General features: G+C 60.7%; 27 protein-coding genes. 13 read left to right on the top strand and 14 right to left on the bottom strand.

Annotated elements, in window-relative coordinates:
• The first annotated feature begins 2 nt into the window (after positions 1–2).
• Positions 3–1,382, top strand: coding sequence for an ATP-binding protein (locus AC1D17_RS02050; protein WP_477563754.1), 1,380 nt, complete (start codon positions 3–5; stop codon positions 1,380–1,382).
• A 52-nt stretch (positions 1,383–1,434) separates the two neighbouring features.
• Here the strand turns inward: AC1D17_RS02050 and AC1D17_RS02045 are convergent, their stop codons facing one another.
• The 7 genes from AC1D17_RS02045 to AC1D17_RS02015 all read right to left on the bottom strand — a co-directional run bounded on the left by AC1D17_RS02045 (position 1,435) and on the right by AC1D17_RS02015 (position 5,029).
• Positions 1,435–1,716, bottom strand: a complete 282-nt coding sequence (locus tag AC1D17_RS02045; RefSeq protein ID WP_477563753.1) for a DNA-binding protein — start codon at positions 1,714–1,716, stop codon at positions 1,435–1,437.
• Positions 1,700–2,002, bottom strand: a complete 303-nt coding sequence (locus tag AC1D17_RS02040) for a toxin (protein WP_477563752.1) — start codon at positions 2,000–2,002, stop codon at positions 1,700–1,702. Before AC1D17_RS02040 ends, AC1D17_RS02045 begins: the two co-directional genes overlap by 17 nt.
• Positions 2,003–2,070: 68 nt before the next feature.
• A complete protein-coding gene (locus tag AC1D17_RS02035; protein ID WP_477563751.1) occupies positions 2,071–2,628 on the bottom strand; it encodes a dual specificity protein phosphatase family protein in 558 nt (185 codons plus the stop codon).
• 25 nt (positions 2,629–2,653) lie between these two features.
• A complete protein-coding gene (locus AC1D17_RS02030; protein WP_477563750.1) occupies positions 2,654–2,995 on the bottom strand; it encodes a tRNA-binding protein in 342 nt (113 codons plus the stop codon).
• 15 nt (positions 2,996–3,010) lie between these two features.
• Positions 3,011–3,829 (bottom strand): pyrroline-5-carboxylate reductase, encoded by an 819-nt coding sequence (proC, locus tag AC1D17_RS02025; protein WP_477563749.1) that lies wholly within the window; start codon positions 3,827–3,829, stop codon positions 3,011–3,013.
• 2 nt (positions 3,830–3,831) lie between these two features.
• The gene (locus AC1D17_RS02020) at positions 3,832–4,332 is read right to left on the bottom strand and encodes a type III secretion system chaperone family protein (protein ID WP_264221740.1); all 501 of its coding nucleotides are present in this window, start codon (positions 4,330–4,332) and stop codon (positions 3,832–3,834) included.
• 436 nt (positions 4,333–4,768) lie between these two features.
• Entirely contained in the window at positions 4,769–5,029 is a 261-nt protein-coding gene (locus tag AC1D17_RS02015; RefSeq protein ID WP_477563748.1) for an accessory factor UbiK family protein, read from the bottom strand.
• A gap of 244 nt (positions 5,030–5,273) precedes the next feature.
• Between AC1D17_RS02015 and lgt the strand changes: the two genes are divergently transcribed.
• The 6 genes from lgt (at position 5,274) to AC1D17_RS01985 (ending at position 11,437) form a co-directional block, all read left to right on the top strand.
• Entirely contained in the window at positions 5,274–6,119 is an 846-nt protein-coding gene (lgt, locus tag AC1D17_RS02010) for a prolipoprotein diacylglyceryl transferase (RefSeq protein WP_477563747.1), read from the top strand.
• 10 nt (positions 6,120–6,129) lie between these two features.
• Positions 6,130–7,224, top strand: a complete 1,095-nt coding sequence (locus tag AC1D17_RS02005; RefSeq protein WP_477563746.1) for a class I SAM-dependent methyltransferase — start codon at positions 6,130–6,132, stop codon at positions 7,222–7,224.
• Between the two features lie 157 nt (positions 7,225–7,381).
• Positions 7,382–8,176, top strand: a complete 795-nt coding sequence (gene pgeF, locus AC1D17_RS02000) for a peptidoglycan editing factor PgeF (RefSeq protein WP_477563745.1) — start codon at positions 7,382–7,384, stop codon at positions 8,174–8,176.
• Between the two features lies 1 nt (position 8,177).
• On the top strand, positions 8,178–9,329 hold the full coding sequence (locus AC1D17_RS01995; RefSeq protein WP_477563744.1) for a M24 family metallopeptidase: 1,152 nt from the start codon (positions 8,178–8,180) through the stop codon (positions 9,327–9,329).
• An 85-nt stretch (positions 9,330–9,414) separates the two neighbouring features.
• Positions 9,415–10,290, top strand: coding sequence for a hypothetical protein (locus AC1D17_RS01990; protein ID WP_477563743.1), 876 nt, complete (start codon positions 9,415–9,417; stop codon positions 10,288–10,290).
• Positions 10,291–10,504: 214 nt separating this feature from the next.
• A complete protein-coding gene (locus tag AC1D17_RS01985) occupies positions 10,505–11,437 on the top strand; it encodes a ribose-phosphate pyrophosphokinase (RefSeq protein WP_037165216.1) in 933 nt (310 codons plus the stop codon).
• A gap of 27 nt (positions 11,438–11,464) precedes the next feature.
• Here AC1D17_RS01985 and AC1D17_RS01980 read toward each other — a convergent pair whose 3' ends face one another.
• The 3 genes from AC1D17_RS01980 to AC1D17_RS01970 form a co-directional block, all read right to left on the bottom strand.
• Positions 11,465–11,851 (bottom strand): DUF779 domain-containing protein, encoded by a 387-nt coding sequence (locus AC1D17_RS01980; RefSeq protein WP_477563742.1) that lies wholly within the window; start codon positions 11,849–11,851, stop codon positions 11,465–11,467.
• Positions 11,852–11,974: 123 nt separating this feature from the next.
• Complete coding sequence (gene adh / locus AC1D17_RS01975) at positions 11,975–13,483, bottom strand: aldehyde dehydrogenase (RefSeq protein WP_477563741.1); 1,509 nt, start codon at positions 13,481–13,483, stop codon at positions 11,975–11,977.
• A gap of 181 nt (positions 13,484–13,664) precedes the next feature.
• On the bottom strand, positions 13,665–14,612 hold the full coding sequence (locus tag AC1D17_RS01970) for a helix-turn-helix domain-containing protein (RefSeq protein ID WP_477563740.1): 948 nt from the start codon (positions 14,610–14,612) through the stop codon (positions 13,665–13,667).
• A gap of 200 nt (positions 14,613–14,812) precedes the next feature.
• On the opposite strand from AC1D17_RS01970, the gene AC1D17_RS01965 reads away from it, so the two are divergent.
• Positions 14,813–15,997 (top strand): benzoate/H(+) symporter BenE family transporter, encoded by a 1,185-nt coding sequence (locus AC1D17_RS01965; RefSeq protein ID WP_477563739.1) that lies wholly within the window; start codon positions 14,813–14,815, stop codon positions 15,995–15,997.
• 9 nt (positions 15,998–16,006) lie between these two features.
• Here the strand turns inward: AC1D17_RS01965 and AC1D17_RS01960 are convergent, their stop codons facing one another.
• The gene (locus AC1D17_RS01960) at positions 16,007–18,100 is read right to left on the bottom strand and encodes a putative bifunctional diguanylate cyclase/phosphodiesterase (protein ID WP_477563738.1); all 2,094 of its coding nucleotides are present in this window, start codon (positions 18,098–18,100) and stop codon (positions 16,007–16,009) included.
• Between the two features lie 340 nt (positions 18,101–18,440).
• Positions 18,441–20,528 carry a putative bifunctional diguanylate cyclase/phosphodiesterase gene (locus AC1D17_RS01955; protein ID WP_477563737.1) on the bottom strand — a complete coding sequence of 696 codons (2,088 nt, stop codon included), beginning with the start codon at positions 20,526–20,528 and terminating at the stop codon, positions 18,441–18,443.
• A gap of 322 nt (positions 20,529–20,850) precedes the next feature.
• On the opposite strand from AC1D17_RS01955, the gene AC1D17_RS01950 reads away from it, so the two are divergent.
• A complete protein-coding gene (locus tag AC1D17_RS01950; RefSeq protein ID WP_477563736.1) occupies positions 20,851–21,453 on the top strand; it encodes a 50S ribosomal protein L25/general stress protein Ctc in 603 nt (200 codons plus the stop codon).
• A 59-nt stretch (positions 21,454–21,512) separates the two neighbouring features.
• Here AC1D17_RS01950 and AC1D17_RS01945 read toward each other — a convergent pair whose 3' ends face one another.
• Entirely contained in the window at positions 21,513–21,593 is an 81-nt protein-coding gene (locus tag AC1D17_RS01945) for a hypothetical protein (RefSeq protein WP_477563860.1), read from the bottom strand.
• 100 nt (positions 21,594–21,693) lie between these two features.
• On the opposite strand from AC1D17_RS01945, the gene AC1D17_RS01940 reads away from it, so the two are divergent.
• The 4 genes from AC1D17_RS01940 (at position 21,694) to AC1D17_RS01925 (ending at position 26,170) form a co-directional block, all read left to right on the top strand.
• A complete protein-coding gene (locus tag AC1D17_RS01940) occupies positions 21,694–24,069 on the top strand; it encodes a putative bifunctional diguanylate cyclase/phosphodiesterase (protein ID WP_477563735.1) in 2,376 nt (791 codons plus the stop codon).
• Between the two features lie 22 nt (positions 24,070–24,091).
• Positions 24,092–24,808 carry a substrate-binding periplasmic protein gene (locus AC1D17_RS01935; RefSeq protein WP_477563734.1) on the top strand — a complete coding sequence of 239 codons (717 nt, stop codon included), beginning with the start codon at positions 24,092–24,094 and terminating at the stop codon, positions 24,806–24,808.
• 183 nt (positions 24,809–24,991) lie between these two features.
• Positions 24,992–25,705 (top strand): aminoacyl-tRNA hydrolase, encoded by a 714-nt coding sequence (pth, locus tag AC1D17_RS01930; RefSeq protein WP_477563733.1) that lies wholly within the window; start codon positions 24,992–24,994, stop codon positions 25,703–25,705.
• Between the two features lie 3 nt (positions 25,706–25,708).
• Positions 25,709–26,170 carry an N-acetyltransferase family protein gene (locus tag AC1D17_RS01925; protein ID WP_477563732.1) on the top strand — a complete coding sequence of 154 codons (462 nt, stop codon included), beginning with the start codon at positions 25,709–25,711 and terminating at the stop codon, positions 26,168–26,170.
• Positions 26,171–26,188: 18 nt separating this feature from the next.
• On the opposite strand, the gene clpS is transcribed toward AC1D17_RS01925, so the two are convergent.
• The gene (gene clpS / locus AC1D17_RS01920) at positions 26,189–26,500 is read right to left on the bottom strand and encodes an ATP-dependent Clp protease adapter ClpS (RefSeq protein WP_477563731.1); all 312 of its coding nucleotides are present in this window, start codon (positions 26,498–26,500) and stop codon (positions 26,189–26,191) included.
• Positions 26,501–26,626: the final 126 nt, after the last annotated feature.

The following is a 26,626-nucleotide window of genomic DNA, read 5'->3' as shown; positions in this document are numbered from 1 at the left end:
CCATGGCGAGCTTTGACATCCTGCGGCGCTATCGCGCGCCAACTGGCGACACGCCCTGGAAACGCATCGTCCGCTGGCTGCGCCGGCGATTGCCGATGGGGCTCTATGCCCGCTCGCTGTTGATCGTCATCATCCCGATGGTCCTCTTGCAGTCGGTCGTCGCCTTCGTCTTCATGGAGCGGCATTGGCAATTGGTGACCCAAAGGCTCTCGGCGGCCGTAACCGGTGATATCGCCGCCGTCATCGATCTCATCGACGCGATGCCCGCCAGCGACTACTCCAACATCGTCCGCATTGCCCGGGACCGGTTGAACCTCAGCATTTCCATCGAGCCCGACGGCGAACTGCCGGCGCCGCGTCCAAAACCCTTTTTCGAGATCCTCGACCAGATCCTCAGCGAAGAGATATCCGACCAGATCCGCAAGCCGTTCTGGATCGACACGGTCGGCAATTCCGATCTCGTCGAGGTCCGCATCAAGCTCGATGACCAGCGCATCCTGCGCGTCTATGCACGCCGCAGCCAGGCCTATGCCTCCAACACCCATATTTTCATCGTCTGGATGGTCGGCGCGTCGCTGGTGCTTCTGGCGATTGCTATCCTGTTCCTGCGTGGGCAGATCCGGCCGATCCTGGCGCTTGCCAAGGCGGCGGAAAGCTTCGGCAAGGGCCAGAAGATCGACGACTTTTCGCCGCGCGGCGCCGAAGAGATTCGCCGCGCCGGCCTTGCCTTTATCCAGATGCGCGAGCGCATCGAGCGCCAGATCGAGCAGCGCACCGCCATGCTGACCGGCGTCAGCCACGACCTCAGAACCATCCTCACCCGCTTCAAGCTGCAGCTGGCGCTTGCCGGCGACAGCGCCGATCTCGACAATCTCAACCAGGATGTCGAGGACATGCAGAGCATGCTCGAGGGCTACCTCGCCTTTGCCCGCGGCGAAGCGGAGGAAGATGTCGGGCAATTGAAGCTTAGCGACCTCATGAACAGGCTGGCCCTCGAGGGCGAGCTGCACGACAAGACGGTGACGACCTCGATCGAGGGCGACGACAATATCCGCGTCCGCCCCAATGCCTTTACCCGGCTGATCGCCAACCTGGCGTCCAATGCCTACCGCTATGCCAATACCGTCCACATCGATGCCAAACACAGCAGCAGATGGCTGACGATCACCGTCGACGACGATGGCCCCGGCATTCCGGAGCGCTCGCGCGACGACGTCTTCAAGCCGTTCTTCCGCCTCGATGAGGCTCGCAATCTAGACAGTTCGGGAACGGGCCTCGGCCTTGCGATCGCCCTCGACATCGCCAGAAGCCATGGCGGCAATGTCACGCTATCGGATAGCCCGATGGGCGGATTGCGGGCGATGGTTCGAGTGCCGGTCTGATCACCGCAAGCGATACCAAGTCTCGGTGATAGAGACTTGGTGTAAATGCCGGTCAACCGGAAACATATTTATGAATAAGGGAATTGATCAGGGTTTGGTACGGGATACCCTCCTGCAGGGCACGGGACTTCAAGCGGGCGAGGTCAGACCTTGAGACGCGAAGGGAAATCTTCTCACGATCCTCGCTGAATGTCGCCCGTGCCATCGCCTCCAATTCGGCGCGGCGTTCCGCCGTCAACACGCTGCTGAGGGGCGTGTCACCCCCTTCGAGGGCGTCGATCAACAAAGCGTCTTCGTCATCGAGATAAACGCCAATCTTAGGTTTCTTCGACATCATATTCTCCCGGCAAATAAACCTGCGTAAGCCTTCGGCTTGGAAACGCAGTTTTCAGGAACAGGCTACCGTCCGCCTCCTGCACATAGGGAACCGCATACACATAGCCTGAGACCAAAACGACGAGCATGCGCTGCCTGGGGTATTTTTCGACATTCGGATGCTCGATGTCATCCAGCAAACCACCGGCATCGATCGCGGCAACAACGTCCTCAAAGCAGATATGCCTATCCGGATGCTCCTTCAGGGCACGGTTTTTATCGACGCTCCAAAGAAGTTTCGGCATAGCGCTATTGTATGGACAGAGTATGGCTTGTCAAATCCATCATGGGATCAACGTCCCACGGGCAGTCCTCACCGCGAATACGTGCCGATCATCCCGCGCTGTGCGTTAAACCGGTGCCAGGCGTCGATGCGCTTGGGATGACGCGCCCGCATTGCATCGAGCGGAGCCAGAAGCCGCCCTTCCCTCTGCCAGTGCGCATCGAATATCTCGATGATGCGGCGGTTCGGCCAGGGCTTGTTGACGATCGACAGCAGCGCTGCAAAAGCCTCGTCCTCGCGGCCGGTGCCAAAGCGGTGGGCGATGATGGCGTAGGCAAACGCCGTGGAGCGGCTGACACCTGCGTGGCAATGCACCAGAATGCGGCTGTTCTGTTGTTCGATCGCCGGAAGGACGGTATCGAAGAGGGCCGTGACCGCATCCGGAAAATGGCTGGTTGCCAGCGCATTTTCCTGATCGCGCAGCCGCACGACATGGTGCTTGGCACTGGTCATGCGTGGAACATGCTCCTCGGCCAGTTCCGGATCGAGCAGCGAAACCACATGCGAGGCCGACCAGTCTGTCGCAACCATGGCGGCGTCACGCAGGCAGGTGACGCGGACGAATTCACGAACGGCGCTATGGTCCATCGACAGTATCCTTACCAGAAATTTCCTACAGGAGCCGCTTGCCGTTCGGCACCGGCTTGCCGGTGGCGGCAAGCACGATCGCACCAGCCTCGTCCTCGAACCCCAATGTCAGCACTTCCGAGCGGAACGGACCAATCTGGCGCGGCGGAAAATTGACGACGCCGAGCACCTGGCGGCCGATGAGACTTTCCGGCGTGTAATGAGCGGTGATCTGCGCCGAGGATTTCTTAAGGCCGATCTCCGGCCCGAAATCGATGACGATCTTGATCGCCGGTTTGCGCGCCTCCGGAAAGGGCGAGGCCTCGACAATCGTGCCGGCCCGAATGTCGACACGCTCGAAATCGGCGTAGGCGATGGTCTCGGCCATGGAAAAAGTCCTGAATTAACCGGCCAGTTCTTCGGCCCGCTTGCGGGCTGCGGCAATCGCCTTGTCGAACAGAGGCTGCATGCCGTCATCGGCCATGAGGATATTGAGGGCTGCCGCCGTCGTGCCGCCGGGAGACGTCACGTTCTGCCGCAGCTTGGAGGCGTCGTCGGGGGACTGGTGCAAGAGTTCGCCAGCCCCCGCGACGGTTTCCCGTGCAAGCCGCATGGCAAGGTCCGCCTGAAGACCAGCCTTGCGGCCGGCCTCTGCCATGCACTCGACGAGATAAAAGACATAGGCCGGGCCGCTGCCGGAGACGGCGGTGACCGCATCGATATCGGCTTCGGTATCGACCCATTCGACCGGGCCGGAAACTTTCAAGAGATTGTGGACGAGATCGCGCTGCGCGCCCGACACCGCGCCGTTGGCAAAGGCGCCCGTGACGCCGCGGCCGATCATCGCCGGTGTATTCGGCATAGCCCGCACCATGGCAGCATCGCCGAGATGGGACTGCATGAAGGAAAGCGTCGTACCGGCAGCGACCGAAACAACCACCGTTTCAGGACCGACAAGCCCTTTCAGCGGTGGCAGCACCGCTGGCATCATCTGCGGCTTGACCGCAAGGAAGAGAACGCCGGCTTTCAAGCCGGCAGGCGCTGCCGTTTCATGGCGCGCACCGTTGTCGGCAATCAGCTTGGCCATGGCAGGCGGCGGACCGGGATCGATCACCAAGAGGTCCGCGCCGGAGATGCCGCTTTTCAACCAGCCGGCGAGCATCGCGCCGCCCATATTGCCTGCACCGATCAGAACGATCGGACCCGACGCATGCACAACCATGGTCATGCCTCCCCAACAGTTTCGAACATCACGGCCTCGACGGCACTCTGCGCATCGATACCGGACCAGACGACAAACTGGAAGGCCTGGAAATAGGATTCGCAGGCTTCAAGCGCGCTGGAAAGCAGCACCTCGACCTGCTGGTTGGTCGGCTCGGCGCCGCCGGCAAGCAGCAGCGACTGGCGGAAGATCACAACGTCTTCCTGACGCCAAAGATCGAAATGGCCCATCAGCACCTGGCCGTTAATATGGGAGAGCAGCCGGATCACTTCGTTGACGCGGCTTTCGGGAACCTTGATGTCGAAAGCGCAGGCGAGATGCAGCGCTTCGAACTCCTCCATCCAGGAGAAGGAGACGTGGTAATCGGTCCACTTCCCCTCGACCGTCATGGCGATTTCATCCTCGCCCGAGCGCTCGAAGCACCAATCATTGTTGGCTGCGACGAACTCGATCATATCGACCGGGTTCGATTGACGCTCAAGTTCCAGTTCCATCAGGCTCATGCATCACCCCAAAAGTCCTGGTGCAGACATGCGACATCGCGTTCACACACGAGGGCTGCAAACTCAAACACCAGAAACAAACACTTATGATTACCGGAAACACGACCATCCTGACTGACATACCCTGCCTGGAGCTTGCGTGATCCGTTTCGAATCATCATTTAAAATCAGTGTATAATGACGGAGTCCGCATGAAAGCCCCCTGCGTCAAAAATAGCGCCGGCGGTTGTGGATAGGCTCTCTCAAATTGATTCAGCGCCCGTTCTTAAACGACTCTGCCATAAGCGTTTTTCGGCAGTGTCCACAGGGTAAAAGATTTATGAAAAACGCGCTTTGGGCGGCCTTGAAAAAGAGCACCAGTGTAGCGTCCCGGGACATGTGTCCCATAAACCGGTCAAAGCCGGTGGCGCATTGAGCGCCACCGGCTCGAATCTCTTCATTTGCCAGCGTCGGACAGGCGCGTTTCAAGTGCGGCGATGCGGGCCAGAAGCGCGTCGTTTTCCTCACGCGCCTTCAGCGCCATTTCCCTGACGGCTTCGAATTCCTCGCGCTTGACGATATCCATGGAATTCAACAGCCGCTCGCCCTGCGCGCGAAAAACCGTCTCCATTTCCTTGCGCACGCCCTGAGCGGCACCCGCCGCGTCCGTCATCAACTTGGCAAAATCATCCAGAATGCGGTTTGCACCTGTGCTCATCGTCTCGGTCTCCGGTCCCAACTGCAAAAAGTGCTGCAGCGGCCTCTGCGCGTCATCAATGACGCGCGGCGCTGTAGCGTGATTGCCCGCCATCGCGGACTTGACAGAGGAGGTAGGAGCACATGCGGGCCGATGCAAGGAAAAATACCGGTGATGACCGCCTTTCCTGCGAACGCCTTGCCTTGACCCTGCCTTGTCGCAGGGCCATGTTCCGGCAAACAACGGACCGGAATGAAGCAAGACCTTGGAAACAATAGCGACACTCTTCTCGATCATGCCTTTTCCGGAAATCGATCCGGTGCTCATTTCCATTGGCCCCCTGCAGATCCACTGGTACGGCCTGGCTTATGTGGCAGGCATCCTGATCGGTTGGCAATATGCCCGCCGCCTGGTCCGCAACACCACGCTCTGGGCCAACGGAACGCCAGCTGCGACCGAGGCACAGCTTGACGACTTCCTGTTGTGGGTCGCGGCCGGCATCGTCGGTGGCGGCCGCATCGGCTATATCCTGTTCTACGATCTTCAAAGCGTGCTCGCCAACCCGATCCGGGCGGTGGAAATATGGAATGGCGGCATGTCCTTCCATGGCGGTCTGATCGGCACGATGATTGCCATGATCCTGTTTGCCAAGCGCAACAAGATCGCCGTCTGGAGCCTGTTCGATATCGTTGCAGCCGTCGTGCCGATCGGGCTTTTCTTCGGCCGCGTCGCCAATTTCATCAATGCCGAACTCTGGGGGCGGTTGTCTTCGGCGCCCTGGGCCGTCGTCTTTCCGACCGGCGGCCCTTTTGCCCGCCATCCGAGCCAGCTTTACGAGGCGGCACTTGAGGGCCTCGTCTTGCTGAGCGTCCTTGCGGTGCTGATCTACTATCGCAAGGCGCTGAAGACCCCGGGCCTCGTCTGCGGGGTGTTCGTTACCGGCTACGGCCTGGCGCGCATCTTCGTCGAATTCTTCCGCGAGCCGGATGCGCAGCTCGGCTATCTCATGGGCGGCTGGCTGACCATGGGGATGCTCTTGTCGGTGCCGATGGTGCTGATCGGTCTCTGGGCGATCCTGCGGGCCCGCCGCGCCAGCGTCGCCACGGCATGATGGGGTTTTCATGACGACGCCGCTTGCAGAAAAGATCAAGGCGATCATCCTCGCCAACGGCCCGATCAGCGTCACCGACTATTTTTCGCTCTGCCTGGCCGATCCGGAACATGGCTACTACAGGACGCGCGAACCCTTCGGCCAGTCCGGCGACTTCATCACGGCGCCGGAGATCAGCCAGCTTTTCGGCGAGATGATCGGCATATTCCTTGTCCAGGCCTGGCACAGCCACGGCGAACCCGTACCCGTCAATATCGCCGAGGTCGGCCCCGGCCGCGGCACGATGATGGCGGATATCCTGCGCGTGGTCCGCAAACTTTCTCCCGCCCTGTATGATGCAGCCCATGTGCATCTCGTCGAAACCAGCGCGCGGTTGCAAAAGGTCCAGCAACAGACGCTCGTCGCCCACAAGTTCAAGGTGACGTGGCACGACAGTTTCGACAGCGTGCCGGCCGGCTTCCTGCTTCTGGCCGCCAACGAACTGTTCGACGCCATCCCCATCCGCCAGTTCGTCAAGACGGCGCATGGGTTCAAGGAGCGCCTTGTCGGCCTTGATGCAGCCGGTGAACTTACGTTTGCCGCCGGCGTCGCCGGCATCGATCCGGACCTGCTGCCGCCTGCCGCCCATTCGGCCCCCCTTGGAACGGCATTCGAGACCGCCCCTGCCCGCGACGCGGTGATGGCGACACTCAGCGAGCGCATCCGGACACATGGCGGTACAGCCGTGATCATCGATTACGGTCATATGGCAACGGCTCTCGGCGACACCCTGCAGGCGGTCCACAGCCACCAGTTCGATCCGCCGCTTGCCCATCCCGGGCAAGCCGACATCACCAGTCATGTCGATTTCGAACAGCTTGCCCGGCGGGCGGTGACAGAGGGCCTGCAGATCAACGGACTGACCTATCAGGGCGACTTTCTGCTGGCGCTCGGGCTTGCCGAACGCGCCGCAGCGCTTGGCCGTGACAAGGACGCCAGTACCCAGGAAAACATCCGCGCGGACGCCGAACGGCTGGCAGGCGCCGGCGAAGGGAAAATGGGCGAATTGTTCAAAGTTCTTGTCGTCAGCAGCCCGAATGTGGCTCTCGTGCCCTTCCAGAAATAGTCACGGCCAAGACGCAGCGGCAACGCCGGCCATCGTTTCGATGGATTGACACAGGCCGTCCCTTAAGGCCAACATCCGGCCAAATCGCCCAGGTTGACCCACGTGGGATGCCCGGAAACCCCACGCATCGCAGCATATCGAAAGGGCAAAACCACCGATGAAGGATGATGCCTTGCCCTTGCCTGTTCAGAGCCCGCTTCTATCGACACGAACCGGAAACACTGTGAAGCACGGTTACTTCACGCGTGCAGGCGGCGTTTCGGAAGGGATTTATCGGGGCCTCAATGTCGGCCTCGGTTCCAATGACGAGCGCTCCCGCGTCGAGGAGAACCGTGCCCGGGTCAGCGCGTGGTTCGGCGCCGAACCCCACAGGCTGGCGACCGTGCATCAGATCCATTCGCCAGACGCCGTCATCGTCGATGGCAGCTACGACGGAACGCGGGTGCCGGCCGATGCGCTGGTGACCGCGACGCCGGGCCTGGTGATCGGTGTGCTCTCGGCCGATTGCGGCCCGGTCCTTTTCGCCGATGCCGAGGCAGGTGTCGTCGGGGCGGCGCATGCCGGCTGGAAAGGCGCGCTCACCGGCGTGCTGGAAAGCACGATCGAGGCGATGATCTCGCTCGGTGCCCGCCGCGAGCATATCGTCGCTGGCCTCGGCCCTTCGATCAGCCGCCGGAACTATGAGGTCGGCAGCGAATTCGTCGAGCGTTTTTTAGAGAAGGATCCGAGCTACGCGGCGTTCTTTACCCCCTCGACCCGCGAGGGCCACGCAATGTTCGACCTGCCCGGGTTGACCACAATGCGGCTGACCGAGGCCGGCGTCACGGCGGAAAATCTTGATCTTTGCACCTATGCGGACGAGGAGCGTTTCTTCTCCTACCGCCGCACGACCCATCGCAGCGAGCCGGATTACGGCCGGCAAATCTCTGCAATATTCATCCGGGAGGCATGACATGGCACTGCATTTTACGCAGGACGAATTTTCGGCGCGGCTGGACCGGCTGACGGCCAGGATGAAGGAAGAAAAGCTGGCTGCCATGCTGCTGTTTGCGCAGGAAAGCATGTACTGGCTGACCGGCTACGATACGTTCGGCTACTGCTTCTTCCAGACGCTGGTGGTGAAGGCCGACGGCTCGATGGTGCTTTTGACCCGCTCTGCCGATCTGCGCCAGGCAAAGCACACCTCCAACATCGAGCGCGTCGAGGTCTGGGTCGACCGGGTCAACGCCGATCCAACGATGGACCTGAAGAACCTCTTGAGCGATCTCGATCTGCTCGGCATGCGCATCGGCATCGAATACGACACGCATGGCATGACCGGCCGCATGGCCCGTCTGCTCGATCAGCAGCTGACGAGTTTCGGCGAACTGGTCGATGCCTCGCTGCTGGTCAGCCGCCTGCGCCTGGTCAAGAGTCCAGCTGAGATCGCCTATGTCGAAAAAGCCGCAAGCCTTGCCGATGACGCGCTGGACGCGGCCATTCCGCTCATTCATGCCGGCGGCAGCGAAGCTGCCATTCTGGCTGCGATGCAAGGAGCGGTCTTTGCCGGTGGCGGCGACTATCCGGCCAACGAATTCATCATCGGCTCCGGTGCCGATGCGCTGCTGTGCCGCTACAAGGCCGGCCGCCGGACGCTGGATGCGCAGGACCAGCTGACGCTGGAATGGGCGGGTGCCAGCGCTCATTATCACGCCGCGATGATGCGCACCGTCGTCATCGGCGAGCCGACCAACCGCCACCGCGAACTCTACAGTGCCTGCCGCGACACCATCCAGGCAATCGAAATGGTTCTTCGCCCCGGCAACACGTTCGGTACCGTCTTCGACGTTCACTCCAAGATGATGGACGAGCGCGGCCTGACCCGGCACCGGCTGAACGCCTGCGGCTACTCGCTCGGCGCCCGCTTCTCGCCGTCCTGGATGGAGCACCAGATGTTCCACATGGGCAACCCACAGGAGATCGAGTCCGACATGTCGCTTTTCGTCCATATGATCATCATGGACAGTGACAGCGGCACGGCAATGTCGCTCGGCCAGACCTACCTGACCACGCAAGGCGCGCCGACGGCATTGTCGCGCTATGGACTGGACTTCATCTCTGCTTAGGAAAGTTGAACTATCGTCCTCGTAACGGCGGAAGAAGGTGGGGGCCTTCAAGCATTCCGTCACCAAGGAACCGGACGGTAGGACAATGCACAAGCTGATCACGCTTCTTGCGAGCCTTGGAATGGTTGCAACTCTGACAGGCTGCAACAGCATGGATGACCTGACCCCGCAGGTCGATGTCGGCGCCGGTACGCTCCGCTCCCCGCCGGTCAACCAGTCCGATCTCGACTCCATGCAGACGGTTGACGTCATGCCACAGGCGTCGGCGCCGGTGCAAAGTGCACAACTCGCCTCGCCGGAGCAGGAAGGATTTTCGCAAGGTCCAAGCGGCACGATGATGGCGCAGGGCGATTCCGACTATACCGATCCGGCCGGATCTCTGGATGCGCAGGCCAGCCGCCTGGCGGAAGGCCAGGTTCCGGCACAGGAGCAGCAGATCACCCGCCGGCCGATTGCTGCCGAACCGGCTGAAGCAGCATTGAACAACGATGCCACGCCGGGCGAGCAGTCCGCCGAGCCGATCCAGCAAGTCGCCAAGCAGGAGCCGCAAGAAAAGCCGCCGCAGAAGGCTGCAGCCATCGCGCCTGCGGCCGCGGCCGGCACGATCCGCTTCCTGCCGATCATCGGCGCACCGGTCGAAGTTGTCACGCCGCTCTCCAAACAGCTGGGCAACGAAGCCCGTTCGCACGGCCTGACGATCAAGGCCGCATCCGACACCAGCAGCCAGCACATCCTGAAGGGATATTTCTCTGCGCTGAACGACGGCGGCAAGACGACGGTGGTCTATGTCTGGGACGTGCTGGATGGCACCGGTAACCGGCTGCACCGCATTCAGGGACAGGACACAGTGAACGCCACCGCCGCTAATCTCTGGTCTGTCGTGCCGCCGCAGACGATGCAGGCGATCGCCACCAAGACGATCAGCGAATATCTGAGCTGGCGCGCCAGCAACGCCGGATAGGGCCGAAAATCAGGCGTTACCAGGCCAAATATCATCACTTCGGCACGCTGATGCGAATCTTTTTGGGATAAACTGCGCTGCAACGCGGCAATCCCTCTTGCATTCAAAGTCAAGGACGTTATGAAGCGCGCATAAGCTTGGGACGATCGAGGCCCCGGCTGGCTTACGGAATTTGCGCGGACGAAAGACCCGCGCCAGCACAGGCGGACCATCGATGAAGGTTTTCGCAGGCAACTCGAACCGGCTCCTGGCCGAAGCGATCTGCAATTATCTCAACCTGCCCCTGGGCAAAGCAACCGTCAGACGGTTTGCCGACCAGGAAATTTTCGTGGAAATACAGGAAAACGTGCGCGGCGAGGACGTCTTTGTCGTCCAGTCGACATCGTTTCCGACCAATGACCACCTGATGGAACTGCTGATCATGATCGACGCCATGCGCCGCTCGTCAGCACGGCGCATCACGGCCGTCATTCCGTATTTCGGCTATGCCCGCCAGGATCGCAAGCCCGGCCCGCGCACACCGATCTCGGCCAAGCTGGTCGCCAACCTGATCACCGAGGCCGGTGCCGACCGCGTTCTGACGCTCGACCTGCATGCCGGCCAGATCCAGGGCTTCTTCGATATTCCGACCGACAATCTCTACGCCGTGCCGATCCTGTCGCGCGACGTCAAGGAAAACTACGATCTGAAAAACGTCATGGTCGTCTCGCCAGACGTCGGCGGCGTGGTGCGTGCCCGCGCGCTTGCCAAGCGTCTCGACTGCCAGCTGGCGATCGTCGACAAGCGCCGCGAACGCGCCGGCGAATCCGAGGTCATGAACGTCATCGGTGATGTCACCGGCAAGGACTGTCTGCTGATCGACGACATCGTCGATTCCGGCGGCACGCTTTGCAACGCGGCGGAAGCTCTTTTGAAGAACGGCGCGACCAGCGTCACAGCCTACATCACCCACGGCGTCCTGTCCGGCGGCGCGGTCGCCCGCGTCACCTCATCGAAGCTGAAGGAACTGGTGATCACCGACTCGATCCAGCCGACCACGGCAGTCCAGTCGGCGCACAATATCCGCGTCATCTCGACCGCCAGCCTGATCGGCGAAGCGATCAACCGCACCAGCCAGGAAGAGTCGGTTTCCAGCCTGTTCGACTGATCCGCTCAATCGGCGGCACGGCCCCCTTTACGCCCGTTTGACAATCGGAATGGCACAGGCCTCGCCGCCTGCAAACAGCCGCGAGCGGGTGAGAAACCGCCGTTCGCGGCCATTGTCGAGCGAGAACATGCCGCCCCTGCCCGGTACCACGTCGATGATCAGCTGCGTATGTTTCCAGACTTCGAACTGGCTGGCGCTGATATAGACCGGCACGCCGCCAATCTCCCCCAGCTCGATGTCATTATCGCCGACGATGTAGTCATCGGCCGGATAGCACATCGGCGACGAGCCGTCGCAGCAGCCGCCGGACTGATGAAACAGGACATCGGGATGATCCTCCCGAATCTCCTTGAGGAAGGCGAGTGCCGCGTCCGTGGCGAGGACCCGCGGTTCACCGTTGATGGTGCCGGTCATTTTTATCTCCCAAACAGTCCCTCTCCCCGCCTGCGGGGAGAGGGTTAGGGTGAGGGGCATGCTCGAGCGGCCCCTCATCCGCCCTTCGGGCACCTTCTCCCCGCAAGCGGGAGAAGGAAAAGATCAAAAGAAACCGAGTGCCTTCGGGCTGTAGCTCACCAGCATGTTCTTGGTCTGCTGGTAGTGATCGAGCATCATCCTGTGGGTTTCGCGGCCGATGCCGGACTGCTTGTAGCCTCCGAAGGCCGCATGGGCCGGATAGGCGTGGTAGCAATTGGTCCAGACGCGACCGGCCTGGATATTGCGGCCGAAGTTGTAGCAGCGGTTGGCATCGCGGCTCCACACACCCGACCCGAGGCCATAGAGCGTGTCGTTGGCGATTTCGAGCGCTTCGGCATCGTCCTTGAAGGTGGTGACGGATACGACCGGGCCGAAGATTTCTTCCTGGAAGATGCGCATCTTGTTGTGGCCCTTGAACACCGTCGGCTTGACGTAGAAGCCGCCGGCCAGTTCGCCTTCCAGATTGTTGCGCTCGCCGCCGATCAAGACTTCGGCGCCTTCCTGCTTACCGATATCCATGTAGGACATGATTTTTTCCAGCTGTTCGCTGGAGGCCTGCGCGCCGATCATCGTCGATATGTCGAGCGGGTTGCCCTGCTTGATGGCGGCGACGCGCTTGATCGCCTTTTCCATGAAGCGGTCGTAGATCTTTTCATGCACCAGCGCGCGGCTCGGGCATGTGCAGACTTCGCCCTGGTTGAGCGCGAACATGGCAAAGCCTTCAAGCGCCTTGTCGAGATAGTCGTCGTCCTCGCGCATGACGTCTTCGAAGAAGATGTTCGGCGACTTGCCGCCCAGTTCCAGCGTCACCGGAATGAGGTTCTGGCTGGCATACTGCATGATCAGCCGGCCGGTGGAGGTTTCGCCGGTGAAGGCAACCTTGTTGATGCGCGGGTTGGTGGCGAGAGGCTTGCCGGCCTCCAGACCGAAGCCATTGACGATGTTGAGCACGCCCGGCGGCAGAAGGTCGCCGACCAGTTCGATCCACACGAGGATAGAGGCCGGTGTCTGTTCGGCAGGCTTGAGAATGACGCAATTGCCTGCGGCAAGTGCTGGCGCAAGCTTCCAGGCGGCCATCAGGATCGGGAAGTTCCACGGGATGATCTGAGCGACGACACCGAGCGGCTCATGGAAATGATAGGCGATAGTGTCGTGGTCGATCTCGCCGATCGAGCCTTCCTGGGCGCGGACGCACGAGGCGAAATAGCGGAAATGGTCGATGGCAAGCGGCATGTCGGCTGCCATGGTTTCGCGCAGCGGCTTGCCGTTGTCCCAGGTCTCGGCCTTGGCCAGAAGCTCGATATTGTCTTCCATGCGTTGGGCGATCTTCATCAGGGTGTTGGCGCGCTCCGTCGTGGACGTGCGGCCCCACTTGTCCTTGGCGGCATGGGCGGCATCGAGCGCCAGTTCGACATCGGCCGCCTCGGAGCGGGCGATCTGGCACAGCACGCCGCCGGTCACCGGGGTGGTATTGTCGAAATAGCGGCCGCTCACCGGCTCGCGCCAGTCGCCACCGATATAGTTGCCGTATTTCTGCTTGAACGGATTCTCGACGATCTTCTGATGCAACATGTGACTTCTCCTCCTGAAACAGACTCCAACTATCTGCCGGGAGGAAAGGTGCGCCGGAATCCTGCGAACGTGTAGGGGCACTGTGCCTGCGCAAGAGCGCAAGTGTTTCAGATGTGCGACACGCGAACGGCAACAAATGTGCTGCGACACAGCAAGAACAATACCAGCGGCATCGCCTTGTTCAATTGACCGAGAGCTTTTTCATCTTGCGATAGAGCGTCGCCCTGCTGATGCCCAAAGTATCGGCGGCCAGAGAAACATTGCCGTTGGCGCGTGACAGAACGCGCCGGAGGGCAGCACGCTCCGCATCCACCAGATCCTCGCCCTGCCCGGCTGGCGCCTCGTTCAGCAGATCGGCAGCCGGAACGCCGCTGGCAATGCGCCGGTCATCAAGATTGAGCTTGAGGCGGGCGGCGCGGGTGGCACCGAGCACGAGATCGTCGCGGTCGATGGCAAGCAGCGCAGGGCTGGTCTTGCCGTCGGCCGGTACCAAAAGGATACGCGCGCCGCTGTAGGCGCGGCGGAACAGATTGGCCTCGATCCGGGCAGCGGCATCGCGCACCGCCTGCGACAGAAGCAGCACGGCGATTTCGCCGGCATCATCGCGGCAGGTCGAGATATCGATCGCTGCGGCAATCCGCCCAAGGTGATCGCGGATGGGCGCCGTGGCACAGGAAAGCCCCGTATCGCAGCTCAAAAAATGCTGGTCGCGCTGAATGACGACGGGGCGCTCGTCGGCGATCGCCGTGCCGATACCGTTGGTGCCGACGCTGGCCTCGCTCCACACCGTGCCCGACCAGAGCCCCAGCCCGCGAAAATCATGATCGTCACCCGGTGCGCCACGGCGTTCGAGCGCGATGCCGTTCTGGTCGGTCAAAAGCAGGCAGCAGCCCGCCTTGCCGACGGTTGAAAACAACCGGTCGAGCTCGCCCTGGGCCTCCTCGATCAGGTGCCCGGATTTTTCACGGGCAGTGCGGAATTCCTGCTCGGAGAGCCGAAGAGGCGAACGGGCCTCGTCTGGCGACAGGCCATGCACCGTCAGGCAACGGCGCCAGGAAGCAGCCACCGGAGAGCTGGCGGCAGCCGACGCATGATGCGCGATTGCCTGCACGTGATCGGAATGTTTCACCGGATCTTCTCCCGCTAAAGTTGACCAGGACAGGTACTATAGGTTTATTCGCAATGAAACGTCTAGCCGGACAAAAGTTAAAGACAAGACGGCAAAACCCAGTTTTGCTTCCGCGATGCTGGCCTGGTCTTGCACGATCATGACGATGTGATACGGCAAGTGTGCCTCAAGATACCTCCCTGCGACATGGTTTCCAGACAATGTTTCGTGACTTCTCCCTCCAGAGCCTGTTCATGGGCCTGCTCACTGCCTTTGTCGGGTTCGCGAGCTCCTTTGCCGTTGTCCTGCACGGGCTGACCGGCGTTGGAGCGACGGAAGCGCAGGCGGCGTCCGGGTTGATGGCGCTGTCGGTGTCGATGGGCGTGTGCGCGATCGCGCTCAGCATGGCGACCCGGCTGCCGGTCAGCATTGCCTGGTCGACGCCGGGCGCAGCACTTTTGGCAAGCTCGGGCGCTGTGGCCGGCGGGTTCAACACGGCGGTCGGCGGCTTCCTGATCTGCGGTGCACTGATCATTCTTGCCGGTCTGTGGAAACCGCTCGGCCGCGCCGTGGCGGCGATCCCGGCCGCCTTGGCCAATGCAATGCTCGCCGGCGTGCTGATCGGGCTCTGCTTTGCGCCGGTCAAGGCAATTGCCTTCAATCCGCTGTTCGGCCTGCCCATCGTCCTCGCCTGGGTCATGGTCGGCAGCATCAACCGGCTGTTTGCCGTCCCGGCAGCACTTCTTGCCTTCATTCTGGTGCTTGCCTTCGGTGTCGACATGCCCGCCGATGCCATGGCGCGGATTTCAGCGACCCTGGTTCCGCATGTCGAATGGGTCAGTCCGGTCTTTTCCGTCGCCGGTCTCGTCAGTATTGCGCTGCCGCTGTTCATCGTCACCATGGCCTCGCAGAATATTCCGGGCATCGCTGTCTTGAAGGTCAACGGCTACGAGCCGCAGCCCGGCCAATTGTTTGCAACAACCGGTGTCTTCTCGATCCTGAGCGCGCCATTCGGCGGCCATGCGGTCAATCTGGCGGCAATCACCGCGGCCATGTGCGCAGGCGAGGACGCCCATCACGATCCGGCCCGGCGCTACTGGTCGGCGATTGTCGCCGGTGCCGGATACATCGTCTTCGGTCTGCTGGCAGCGGCCGTGACGGCCTTTGTCAGCCTCGCCCCGCCGATCCTCATTCAGGCAGTTGCGGGCCTTGCTTTGATCAGCGCGTTTGCAGGCTCGGCCATGGCAGCGTTCAAGGAACAGGACAGCCGGGAGGCAGCTGCGGTCACCTTTCTGGTGACGGCGTCAGGCGTGAGTTTCGCGGGGATTTCGGGCGCCTTCTGGGGGCTGATGGCCGGAGGCCTGATGCTCGCGCTCGCCCGGTTCACCCGGTCGCGGGGACGCTGAGAGACACCGTCACGCAACGGCGGAACGGATATGGACAGTTTCCAGCTCTGCGGCTTCAGCCTGGCCAACGGGCATTTCACCACGCGGCCTGTTCACGAGATGGCTGATTTCGCCCAACGGCATCGGCCTGCCGAACAGATAACCCTGCACCAGCGGGCAGCCTTCGTTCAACAGGAAGTCCATATGCTCTTCGCGTTCCACGCCTTCGGCCAGCACCGGAATGCCGAGGCTGTCGGCAAGGATGATGGTCGAGCGCACGATCGCCGCCGACTGGCGGTTCGTGATCACGCCATCGATGAACGCACGATCGATCTTGATCTTGTCGAACGGAAAGTTCTGCAAGGTCGTAAGAGAGGAATAGCCCGTGCCGTAGTCGTCCATGGCGATCTTGACGCCCAGTTGCTTCAGCTGCCGGATGATGCGCAGCGCGTTCTGCTGGTCGGCGATGATGCCGGATTCGGTGATTTCCAGTTCCAGCCGCGAGGGCTGGAGACCCGTTTCCTGAAGGATCTCGTGCACCCTTGCCGCAAGGTTGACATTGGCGAGCTGACCGGGCGCGACATTGACGGCGATCTTCAGCGGGTTCTTCCAGCATGCCGCCTGCTGACAGGCCGTGCGCAGGACCCAATCCCCCAGTTCGTGTATGAAGCCGCTCCGGTCAGCGATCGGAATGAACTGCGCCGGCGGCACCAGGCCGCGGACGGGGTGGTGCCAGCGCAGCAGGACTTCGAAGCCGATGACCTCACGGGTCAGTGAATTGTTCTGGTACTGGTAATAGAGCTCGAACTCGTTGCGCTCGATCCCCTGGCGCATGTCCATCGCAAGCGCGCTGCGGTCCCGGGCTGCATCGTCCATCTCCGGCTCATAGTGCCGGATGGCATTCGAGCCGACAGCCTTGGCCCGATACATGGCAAGATCCGCATGCGCCAACAGCTCTTCCGGGGAGCGCGCGTCATCAGGGTACCGGGAAATGCCCACGCTGGTGCCGACAAGCAGGTTTTTCCCCTCCCATTCGATAGGACCGGTGATCGCGGCAATCAGCCTCGATGCGAAAGCCGAAGCGTTGTGGTCGAGAGAAAGGTTGCTGGTCAGGGCAACGAATTCGTCGCCGCCCATGCGCGCGATGAACTCTCCGTCACCCAGTACCCTTGACATGCGCCGGGCAACGCCGCGCAGAACCGCATCGCCCGCCGCATGGCCATGCACGTCGTTGACATCCTTGAACCGGTCGAGATCGAAGGACAGGACGGCGATCGGCGCACTACCGTCCGTCTGGCGGCAAATGACCGTGTGCAGGTGCTCTCCAAGAGCGACCCGATTGGGCAATCCGGTCAGCGGATCATGCAGTGACAGATGGCGGAACCGTTCCGCCGCCCCGCGCGTGGAGTGCAGATCGATGGCATAGGTCGAGGCGCCGAGCGCCATCATCACGCCGATAATAGCAACCATAACGGTCAGCAGGCTATCTGGGATCACATCGGCCGACGTAACGATCAGCGGATCGGGGACGATCGTGATCGCGCTCATCCCGGTAAAATGCATCGTGGTAATCGCAAGGACCAGGGCGAGAATGCCGCCATATTGGCGGAACTGCGTACCCGGCCGTGCAATCAGGCTCATGGCGGCCACGCCGAAGCCGACGCCCAGGAATACGGACGCCGCGTAGTAGCCGGAATCCCATTCCAGCCGCCCCGCGATCTGGTAGCCGGCCATGCCCGTATAGTGCATGATGGCAATGCCTGCCCCGACAATGGCGCCGCCGAGTTCGACGAGAAAGCTGGGCTTGCCTGCCGCGGTAACGAGAAATCCCAAAATTGTGACGCCGACCGCCGCAGCCAGCGATGCCATTGTCAGCGTCGGCTCATAGGCATGTGGCAGCGGCGGCTTGAAACTCAGCATGGCAATGAAATGCGTCATCCAGATCGTCGATCCACCGACGACGCCGCTGGTGAACAGCCAGTTCAGCTGCTGCATGCCGGTGCTGCGCTCGACGCGGGCGTAGAGCCGGACGGCGAGGATCGAACCCAATACGCAAACAAGAGTTGCGAGCGCGAGGAGCCCGTAACTATGCTCCATGGCGATACAGGAAAGAACCTTAAGCATTGACGCCGCCCGTATTGATACGGGAGGCATCGTTTCATACAACCACTAATAATAACTAAATGACATTCTTCTAATTCTCGTGACCGGCAACGCCTCAGGAAATCGAATGTTCTTTGGGAGGCAACGCCCGGAAAACATGCGTTCTTCGGTGCTGCGGCTCCTGAATCTCTGCGCCGGCACTCCCCCTCCAACCAGAGGGGCACAACCGATACGTGTTGTGCGGCGGTGGCTTTGCCAGGACCTGCCGTGACGCTGAGCCCGCTGTTGCCACGGCTATTGCGCCGGCGCCCTCATGTTCGTCCGCGTCCGGTTCGACAGACGCGGGGTATCGAAAGGCAGGTTATGCGGCGACCGCACTATCCCCGTCCATTTCGGATGCCGTTGCCGTCCCGGAATGCCCAGCGCTTGATGCATTGACAATATGCTCGATTTCGCTGAGCGGCATCGGCTTTCCGAACAGATATCCCTGCACCTGCAGGCAGCCTTCGCTGCGCAGGAAATCCATGTGTTCCTCGTTCTCCACCCCTTCCGCAAGTACAGGGATATCGAGGCTCTGGGCAAGAATGATGGTCGAGCGCACGATTGCCGCCGACTGACGGTTGCTGGTCACGCCGTCGATGAAGGCGCGGTCGATCTTGATCTTGTCGAACGGAAAGTTCTGCAGGGTCGAGAGAGACGAGTAGCCTGTTCCGTAATCGTCCATGGCGATCTTGACGCCGAGCTGCTTCAACTGCCGGATGATGTGCAGTGCGTGCTGCTGGTCGGCGATAATGCCCGATTCGGTGATTTCCAGTTCGAGGCGGGCGGCGTCGAGACCGGTGAGCATGAGGATTTCGCTCACACGGTTCGGGAAATTCGTGTCAGCGAGCTGGGCCGGCGCGACATTGACCGCGATCTTGATCGGGTTTTCCCAGGACGCCGCCTGCTGGCAGGCCGTCAACAGGACCCAGTCGCCGAGTTCGTGAATGAAGCCGTTTTTCTCGGCAATCGGAATGAACTCTGCCGGCGGCACCATGCCGCGCACCGGATGTTTCCAGCGCAACAGAACCTCGAAACCGATGACATCGCGGGTGAGCGAGTTGTTCTGATACTGGTAATAGAGTTCAAATTCGTTGCGTTCGAGCCCCTGACGCATATCCATGGCAAGAATGCTGCGACTTCTGGCGGCGTCGTCCATCGACGGTTCGTAAAGCCGGATGGAGTTCGATCCGGCCGCCTTGGCGCGATACATGGCCAGATCCGCCTGTGCCAAAAGCTCTTCTGGCGTGCGTGCATCAACGGGAAAGAGCGAAATGCCGACGCTCGTGCCGACCAAAAGCGTCTTGCCCTGCCACTCGACAGGCTTGCCAATCTCCGCAATCAGCCGCGAAGCAAAAGCCTTTGCTTCGCTTCTCATGAAAAAATTGGACGTCAGGGCGACGAACTCATCGCCACCCACCCGCGCAACATATTCCCCCTCGCCCAGAACCTGCGTCATCCGCTCGGCGATCGCGCGCAGAACCGCGTCTCCCGCCGCATGCCCGTGGACATCGTTCACATCCTTGAAGCGGTCCAGATCGAAGGAGAGAACCGCGACCCGCGCAGTGTCGTCCTTCTGGAAGCGGATGATCTCGTCAAGGTGTTCGCCAAAGGCAACCCGGTTCGGCAGCGCCGTCAAAGGATCGTGAAGCGAGAGATGTCGGAACCGTTCGGCAGCCAGATGACTGGAATGCAGATCGATGACATAGGTCGATGCTCCAAGTCCCAGCATCAGGCACATCAGCGCCAGAACCATGATGATCAGCAGATTGTCCGGAATAAGCGCTGCAGACGGGGTGACCATCGGGTCGGGAATGATGGTGACGGCCGCCATGCCGGTAAAGTGCATGCTGACGATTGCCAGAATGAGACCGAGCACACCGCCATATTTGCAGAAGCGCGTTACCGGACGCGCAATCCGGCTCGTGGCAACGGCGCCAAAGAACACGCCAAGAAGGATCGAGGCGGCGTAGTAGGTAAAATCCCATTCCATATGACCGGCGACCTGATAGGCCATCATGCCCATATAGTGCATGATGGCGATGCCAGCGCCGACGATTGCACCGCCCAGCTCGATGGTCGGGCCGGTCTTGCGCATGGCCGTGACGGCAAAGCCGACTACCGTTATGCCGATTGCAGCACCCAGCGACGCCATGGTCAGTATGGGCTCATAAGCGTGCTCCAATGCGGATTTGAAGCTCAGCATGGCAATGAAGTGTGTTGTCCAGATGGTGGACCCGCCGATGACCCCGCCCATGAACAGCCAGTTCAGCTTCTGCACGCCGACGGAGCGCCTGACACGGGCATAGAGCCGCATGGTCAGCACCGAACCGAGTATGCAGACGAGAGTTGCAAGCGCCAGCAGGCCGTAATCATGGTCTACAGCGATGCAGGAAAGAATCTTGAGCATGGGACACCTGTTTTAAAATCGAGCGCAATGTGCCATGCAAGGACTAAGAGAGATTAACGCGCCCCAGAGATGATCATTTGACGGTTATCAAGCCCTGAACGATATCGCGCCTGACGTGTAGCCAAGATTGCAACGCTACTTTCGAGTGGGTTTTCCGGGAAAGCCGGGCTTTGCTTGCAATTGCGGGCGTTCTCGGCTATGGACGCGCGTCCGCGCAGACACCCTTGGAGGCAAACGCGGATGAGACGGTCAAACGTCTCGGTTCATCCTGTCTTTATAGAAAAGCGGATGAGCTCTCCAAAAACACCAGAAAGGTACGACCATGAGCCACGCATCCTACGAGCTCAAGGCCGAAACGCGCGAACGGGTTGGTAAGGGGTCCTCCCGTGAACTTCGCCGCAACGGTCTTATTCCTGCAGTCATCTATGGTGACAAGCAGGCTCCGATTTCCATCGCCCTCTCCACGAAGGAAGTCACCCAGAAGATTCACGCCGGTGGTTTCATGACCACCATCGCCACGATCGACGTTGGCGGCGAGAAGATCCGCGTCCTGCCGAAGGACTACCAGCTGGATCCGGTCCGTGACTTCACCATGCATGTCGACTTCCTTCGCGTTTCGAAGGACAGCGTCGTCACCGTTGAAGTTCCGGTTCACTTCGTCAACGAAGAAAAGTCCCCGGGCCTGAAGATCGGCGGCGTTCTGAACATCGTTCGCCACGAAGTCGAACTGGTTGTTCCGGCCGACGACATTCCGGAATTCCTGTCGGCAGACCTGTCCGGCCTGAAGATCGGCGACAGCGTTCATATCTCGAACATCAAGCTGCCGAAGAACGCAGCGCCGGTTATCGCCGACCGCGACTTCACGATCGCGACCATCGCGCAGCCGGCTGGCGGCACGACGGAAGAAGAAGTCGTAGCCGAATAAAAATTCCGGCCTGACGGCCTGGATTGCGAACCCGCTTCACCCTGCGTGAGGCGGGTTTTTTATTGCGCGTCATGGTGCCCGGATTTCCAGCCTGCGGGACAGGCGCCGTTTCCACTTTTGTCCAAATGTTTCAGCAACATTTAAGATTTTCGTGATGTGTTGTCGCTGGGGGATTATCCGGCTTCAGGGTACGAGAATCCTAATGGGACGTCAGACTGGTAACGCGACCGGGTGCATCCGATGATGCATTCTGTCGAAAATCGTTTTATCGCGATTGTTTGCGGTGCGATGCTTATTTTCATCGCCCCTCTCATCGTATTGTTTCTGACCCTGTCGTCAGAGCGTGTCGCCCGTGAGAACCTGCAGAACACGCAGATTCTCATGGAAGCCGGCGCGAAGGCGCTTGGCAAACCGCTGTGGGATTTCGATACCGACGCCATTGAGCAGATCGCCAAATCGCTGATTGCCGATGCCGACATCATGACCGTTCAGGTCAGGGACAGCTCGAACTCGATTTCGCTCAAGCTGCCTGCCGGCCCGGTGGATACCAGTGCGCGACACAGGATACTGAGCAAAGAGATCTTCTACGACTCGCAAGACGGGCAAAAAGCGGTCGGTACCGTCGAGATAATGGTCTCCACCCCCCGTCTCCTGTCACGCTTCAGCAAGGATGAACTGAGCATATTCTGCATTCTGATCGTGGCCGTCGGCATTGTCTTTGCCTCCGCCATCATCGGCAACCGCCTGACGGTGATCCGGCCGCTGATGCGCCTGACCGCTGCCATCGAGGCGACGCGCCGGCTGGGCTCACGGCATCATGTCGACTGGACCTCGGGCGATGAGATGGGCACGCTTGCCCACAACTTCAACGAAATGCAGAGTAAACTGGAGCGCGAAGAGACCGAGCTGAAACTCGCCCACAGCAATGCGACCGATATCTACAACCTCACGCCCTCCATGCTGTTTTCGCTTGACCCTGCCAATTGCATCACCGCGGTCAGCGACTATTGGCTGATGGCCACCGGTTATGGCCGCGACGAGGCGATCGGCCGTGTCTTTACCGATTTCGTTGATGAGCACTGGCACGAAACCTACCGGGCCCGCCGCCGCAACGGCAACACCACGCATGCCAATATCTGCGAAGTCACGGTGCCGTTCATCAAGGCGAACGGTGAAACCATGACCGTGCTGATCCTGGAGATGAAGAGTGCCACCAGCGGCGAGCGCGGCGGTCTCTCCCTGTCCGTCATGACCGACGTTACGGAACTGAAGCAGGCAGAAAGCCGCAACCACGCCCAGGCGATCACCGATCACCTGACAGGTCTTCTCAACCGGCAGGGCTTCGAGGCCGCGCTGGACGAGGCCATCCGCCACGCAGATGAGAATACGATGCAACTGGCCTGCATCTTCATCGACCTCGACCGCTTCAAATGGATCAACGACAATTTCGGCCATGCCGCCGGCGACGAAGTGCTGCGCCAGGTCGTTGCCCGTGTCCGCACCACGCTTCGCCCCGACGATACGCTGTCGCGGCTTGGCGGCGATGAGTTTGCCATCCTTGTCAGCGCCGAGGACGTTGGGGCCTTGGCAAGCGAAATCGGCGACCGCATCTGCGCCAGCTTGCGCCAGCCGATCCTCATCGAAGGCGCCGAACTCTCGGTCAGCGCCAGCGTCGGCATCGCACTTTATCCAGACCATGCAGCAAACGCGTCGGAACTGCTGCTGAAATCCGACATGGCGATGTATGCGCGCAAGCGCGACGGCAAGAACGGCATGCTGCTCTTTAATACCAGCATGCTTGATACCGCCCGCGAGCGCCACGAGATGGAACAGAACATCGAGGCCGGCCTCAAGGAAGACTGGTTCGAAGCCTACCTGCAGCCGATCGTCAGTCTCAGCGATGGCCGTATTGCCGGATTCGAGGCTCTGATGCGCCTGAACCATCCGGAAAAGGGCATCCTGCCGCCAGCCAAGATCATCGGCATAGCCGAGGAGAACGGCTCGATCGCCCGCATCGGCGAGCGCGTGCTGGAAAAAGCCATTGGCCACCTCGCCCGCCTGACGCAGCTCGAAGGCACCGAGACGACTTATCTCGCCGTCAATTTCTCGCCGCTGCAGTTCGAGGAGACACTGCCGCACAAGCTGGCCGCACTGCTTCTGAAGTATCATGTCTCGCCTGCCCGCATCGTCATCGAGATTACCGAAGCCGTGCTGATGCTCGACAATCCGGATGTACACGCGGTGCTGAAACAGCTCAGCGAGTTCGGCTGCCGCATCGCACTCGACGATTTCGGCACCGGCTATTCCTCGCTCAGCTATCTCAACCGGTTCCCCGTCGATATCGTCAAGGTCGACCAGTCCTTCACCCGGTCGCTGACGACGGGAGCAGCCGACATTCGCCGCAAGAGCCGTATGCTGATCAAGGGCATCCGGACGATCTCCCACCAGATGGGCTGCACCGTCGTGGCCGAGGGCATCGAGACCAAGGAGCAATGGGAGCTGCTGCGCAAGCTCGGCCTCGATTTCGGCCAAGGCTATCTGTTCAGCCGGCCGATGCCGATCGAGAACATGCTCTTGATGCTTGAAATGGAATCAGAAGCGAAGGTCACCGCATGACAAAAACCAAGGGAGAATGGGTATGAAACACATCGCGTTCGCACTCGTCCTCCTGCTGTCGGGCACGGCCGATGCCGAAACGCTGAGATTGCTGACCGAGGAATATGCTCCCTACAATTTCAGCAAGGACGGCGTCATCAGCGGGGCTGCGGTCGAGCAGGCCGAACTGATGATGAAGGCGCTCGGCGCGCCCTACTCGCTTGAGATTCTCCCCTGGGCGCGGGCGCTGTCGCTGACTGAAAACCAGCCGTGGACCTGTCTGTTCACCACCGGTCACGACGACGAGCGGGACAAACGATTCAAATGGGTCGAGCCCCTGCTGGTCGATCGCATGGTGATGGTGCGCAAGGCAGGCTCTGGCGTCAATCCGGCCAATGCGGAGCAGGCCAAGCGCTTCACCGTCGGGACACAGCGCGGCGACTTTTCGGCCAGCTATCTTGAAAAACACGATTTCCCCAAGATCGATCTCGCTGCCGATCTGGAAACAACGGCGAAGAAGCTGTTGAGCGGCCGCATCGATCTGATGATGACCTCGGAAAAGACATTCGAGATGATGCGCGATCAGGGTGCAGCGCTTGAATCCGCTCTGGTGCTTGAAGGCAAATTCTATGGCTTTGCCTGCAATCTCGGCATGCCGGACGACGTAGTGAACGGAATGCAGGCGCAACTCGACAAGCTCATTGCCGACGGCACGCAAGACCGGATCTTCTTGAAATACGGGTTGCGCCCGAACCGCTGACCCATCCCGCGATTGCGCCCAACCGGCGGCGGCGTGTTTTTCGTTCGCCGCCAACGGCGCCCGGACAGCGTTCCACAAACAGCAGGGTCAATCGGGAAAATAGCGGTTTTCTGCGCTACACAGTTGACTTCCGCCCGCCGACGCGGTGCAAGACAGGTCTGTCCGACTGTTAGAGATTATTCCATGCTGATTTTCGCAGGTCTCGGTAATCCCGGCGCCGAATATGCCGGCAACCGCCACAATATCGGCTTCATGGCCGTCGATGCGATCCAGCGGCGCCATAACTTCTCGCCATGGTCGAGGAAGTTCAAGGCGCTGATTTCGGAAGGCGAGATCGGCGGCGAACGTGTGCTCCTGATGAAGCCGCAGACTTTCATGAACCTGTCGGGCGAAGCGGTCGGCGAAGCCATGCGGTTCTACAAGCTGGAGCCGAAACATATTCTGGCGATCTACGACGAACTCGATCTCATTCAGGGCAAGGCACGGATCAAGACCGGTGGCGGCCATGGCGGCCATAACGGCATCAAGTCGCTCGACGCCCATTGCGGCCGGGAGTATCGCCGTCTGCGCCTCGGCATCGGTCATCCAGGCTCGAAGGAAAAGGTGCACAATCATGTACTCGGCGATTTCGCCAAGGCTGATCGCGTCTGGCTGGAACCGCTTCTGGATGCGCTTGCCGACAATGCCGACATGCTGGTGAAGGCCGAGGATTCACAGTTTCTCAACAAGCTGACGCTGGCAACCGGCGGCAAGCCGGAGCCTGAACCCGCGCCCGCCAAACCGGCTGGAAAATCGCATATCCGCCAAGCCCGCAACAGCGCCCAGCCAAAGATCCTGCCGACAACCGGACCGATGGCCGACATGCTGAAGAAGCTGTTCGGCAACAAGGGCGACTAGCCGGTGCCCGCTGACGATTTCTCCATCCGGCCTGCAGCGCAAGGCGACTTGCCGGCGCTGCTTTCGCTCTATCGCCACCTCAATGCGAATGATCCGGAGATACCGGCGGATGTCGCAGCCGGACGCTTCGCCGAGATTACCGCCCGTCCCGGAATGACGGTGCTGATCGGCGTCTCGGGCGAGACCCTGACGTCCTCGGTGACGCTGTCCGTGATCCCGAACCTCACCCGCGGCGGCGCGCCTTATGCGTTGATCGAGAATGTCGTCACGCACGCAGAATACCGCCAGCGCGGCCATGCGAGAGCCCTGATCAGACATGCATTCGCGTCCGCCTGGGAGGAGGACTGCTACAAAGTCATGCTTCTGACCGGATCAAAGGCCCCCGCGACCTTGAAATTCTACGAGGGATGCGGGTTCAGGCAGGACAAGACCGGTTTCCAGATCAGGCGGCCAGCCGGGATTTGACGCCCAGAGAACGCCGGCCTATTCCTCCGGCTCCGTCGTGAACATCAGCGGAAAGCCAGCCTCCTTGCCGAGATCGGTCCCTTCCTTGGCCTTGCTCTCGGCAATGTCCCTGGCGCAAACGGCGATGACGCAGACGCCGAGCTTGTGGGCGGTCATCATCATCCGGTAGCCGGTCTCCTCGCTCATGTGGAACACCGCCTTCAACACCATGATGACGAATTCGCGCGGCGTATAATCGTCGTTGATCAGAATGATCTTGTAGAGCTTCGGCCTTTCCAGCTTCGGCTTGGTCGTCGTTTTCGGTTTGAGACTGGTGTCGTTGTCCGCCATCGGAAACCGCCCTTTGATCACAGGGAGTGGTGGAAACGCTATTGTGCATCGCAAGCAGCCTTCAAACAAGATGCGCTTGCCCGCCATCTCCAATCATCGATCCTTGGTATAAGGCTTGACCTCGGC

Source organism: Pararhizobium sp. P1_E7 (genome assembly GCF_056405855.1).
The sequence above is the reverse complement of the archived record's forward strand: the minus strand, read 5'-3'. Positions and strand labels throughout refer to the sequence as shown.

Excerpts from the sequence above, each read along its gene's own strand:
- AC1D17_RS02050 (WP_477563754.1), top strand. The coding sequence starts at position 3 with ATGGCGAGCTTTGACATCCTGCGGCGCTATCGCGCGCCAACTGGCGAC.
- AC1D17_RS02045 (WP_477563753.1), bottom strand. The coding sequence starts at position 1,716 with ATGTCGAAGAAACCTAAGATTGGCGTTTATCTCGATGACGAAGACGCT.
- AC1D17_RS02040 (WP_477563752.1), bottom strand. The coding sequence starts at position 2,002 with ATGCCGAAACTTCTTTGGAGCGTCGATAAAAACCGTGCCCTGAAGGAG.
- AC1D17_RS02035 (WP_477563751.1), bottom strand. The coding sequence starts at position 2,628 with ATGGACCATAGCGCCGTTCGTGAATTCGTCCGCGTCACCTGCCTGCGT.
- AC1D17_RS02030 (WP_477563750.1), bottom strand. The coding sequence starts at position 2,995 with ATGGCCGAGACCATCGCCTACGCCGATTTCGAGCGTGTCGACATTCGG.
- proC (WP_477563749.1), bottom strand. The coding sequence starts at position 3,829 with ATGGTTGTGCATGCGTCGGGTCCGATCGTTCTGATCGGTGCAGGCAAT.
- AC1D17_RS02020 (WP_264221740.1), bottom strand. The coding sequence starts at position 4,332 with ATGAGCCTGATGGAACTGGAACTTGAGCGTCAATCGAACCCGGTCGAT.
- AC1D17_RS02015 (WP_477563748.1), bottom strand. The coding sequence starts at position 5,029 with ATGAGCACAGGTGCAAACCGCATTCTGGATGATTTTGCCAAGTTGATG.
- AC1D17_RS02005 (WP_477563746.1), top strand. The coding sequence starts at position 6,130 with ATGACGACGCCGCTTGCAGAAAAGATCAAGGCGATCATCCTCGCCAAC.
- pgeF (WP_477563745.1), top strand. The coding sequence starts at position 7,382 with ATGAAGGATGATGCCTTGCCCTTGCCTGTTCAGAGCCCGCTTCTATCG.
- AC1D17_RS01995 (WP_477563744.1), top strand. The coding sequence starts at position 8,178 with ATGGCACTGCATTTTACGCAGGACGAATTTTCGGCGCGGCTGGACCGG.
- AC1D17_RS01990 (WP_477563743.1), top strand. The coding sequence starts at position 9,415 with ATGCACAAGCTGATCACGCTTCTTGCGAGCCTTGGAATGGTTGCAACT.
- AC1D17_RS01985 (WP_037165216.1), top strand. The coding sequence starts at position 10,505 with ATGAAGGTTTTCGCAGGCAACTCGAACCGGCTCCTGGCCGAAGCGATC.
- AC1D17_RS01980 (WP_477563742.1), bottom strand. The coding sequence starts at position 11,851 with ATGACCGGCACCATCAACGGTGAACCGCGGGTCCTCGCCACGGACGCG.
- adh (WP_477563741.1), bottom strand. The coding sequence starts at position 13,483 with ATGTTGCATCAGAAGATCGTCGAGAATCCGTTCAAGCAGAAATACGGC.
- AC1D17_RS01965 (WP_477563739.1), top strand. The coding sequence starts at position 14,813 with ATGTTTCGTGACTTCTCCCTCCAGAGCCTGTTCATGGGCCTGCTCACT.
- AC1D17_RS01960 (WP_477563738.1), bottom strand. The coding sequence starts at position 18,100 with ATGCTTAAGGTTCTTTCCTGTATCGCCATGGAGCATAGTTACGGGCTC.
- AC1D17_RS01955 (WP_477563737.1), bottom strand. The coding sequence starts at position 20,528 with ATGCTCAAGATTCTTTCCTGCATCGCTGTAGACCATGATTACGGCCTG.
- AC1D17_RS01950 (WP_477563736.1), top strand. The coding sequence starts at position 20,851 with ATGAGCCACGCATCCTACGAGCTCAAGGCCGAAACGCGCGAACGGGTT.
- AC1D17_RS01945 (WP_477563860.1), bottom strand. The coding sequence starts at position 21,593 with ATGTTGCTGAAACATTTGGACAAAAGTGGAAACGGCGCCTGTCCCGCA.
- AC1D17_RS01940 (WP_477563735.1), top strand. The coding sequence starts at position 21,694 with ATGATGCATTCTGTCGAAAATCGTTTTATCGCGATTGTTTGCGGTGCG.
- AC1D17_RS01935 (WP_477563734.1), top strand. The coding sequence starts at position 24,092 with ATGAAACACATCGCGTTCGCACTCGTCCTCCTGCTGTCGGGCACGGCC.
- pth (WP_477563733.1), top strand. The coding sequence starts at position 24,992 with ATGCTGATTTTCGCAGGTCTCGGTAATCCCGGCGCCGAATATGCCGGC.
- clpS (WP_477563731.1), bottom strand. The coding sequence starts at position 26,500 with ATGGCGGACAACGACACCAGTCTCAAACCGAAAACGACGACCAAGCCG.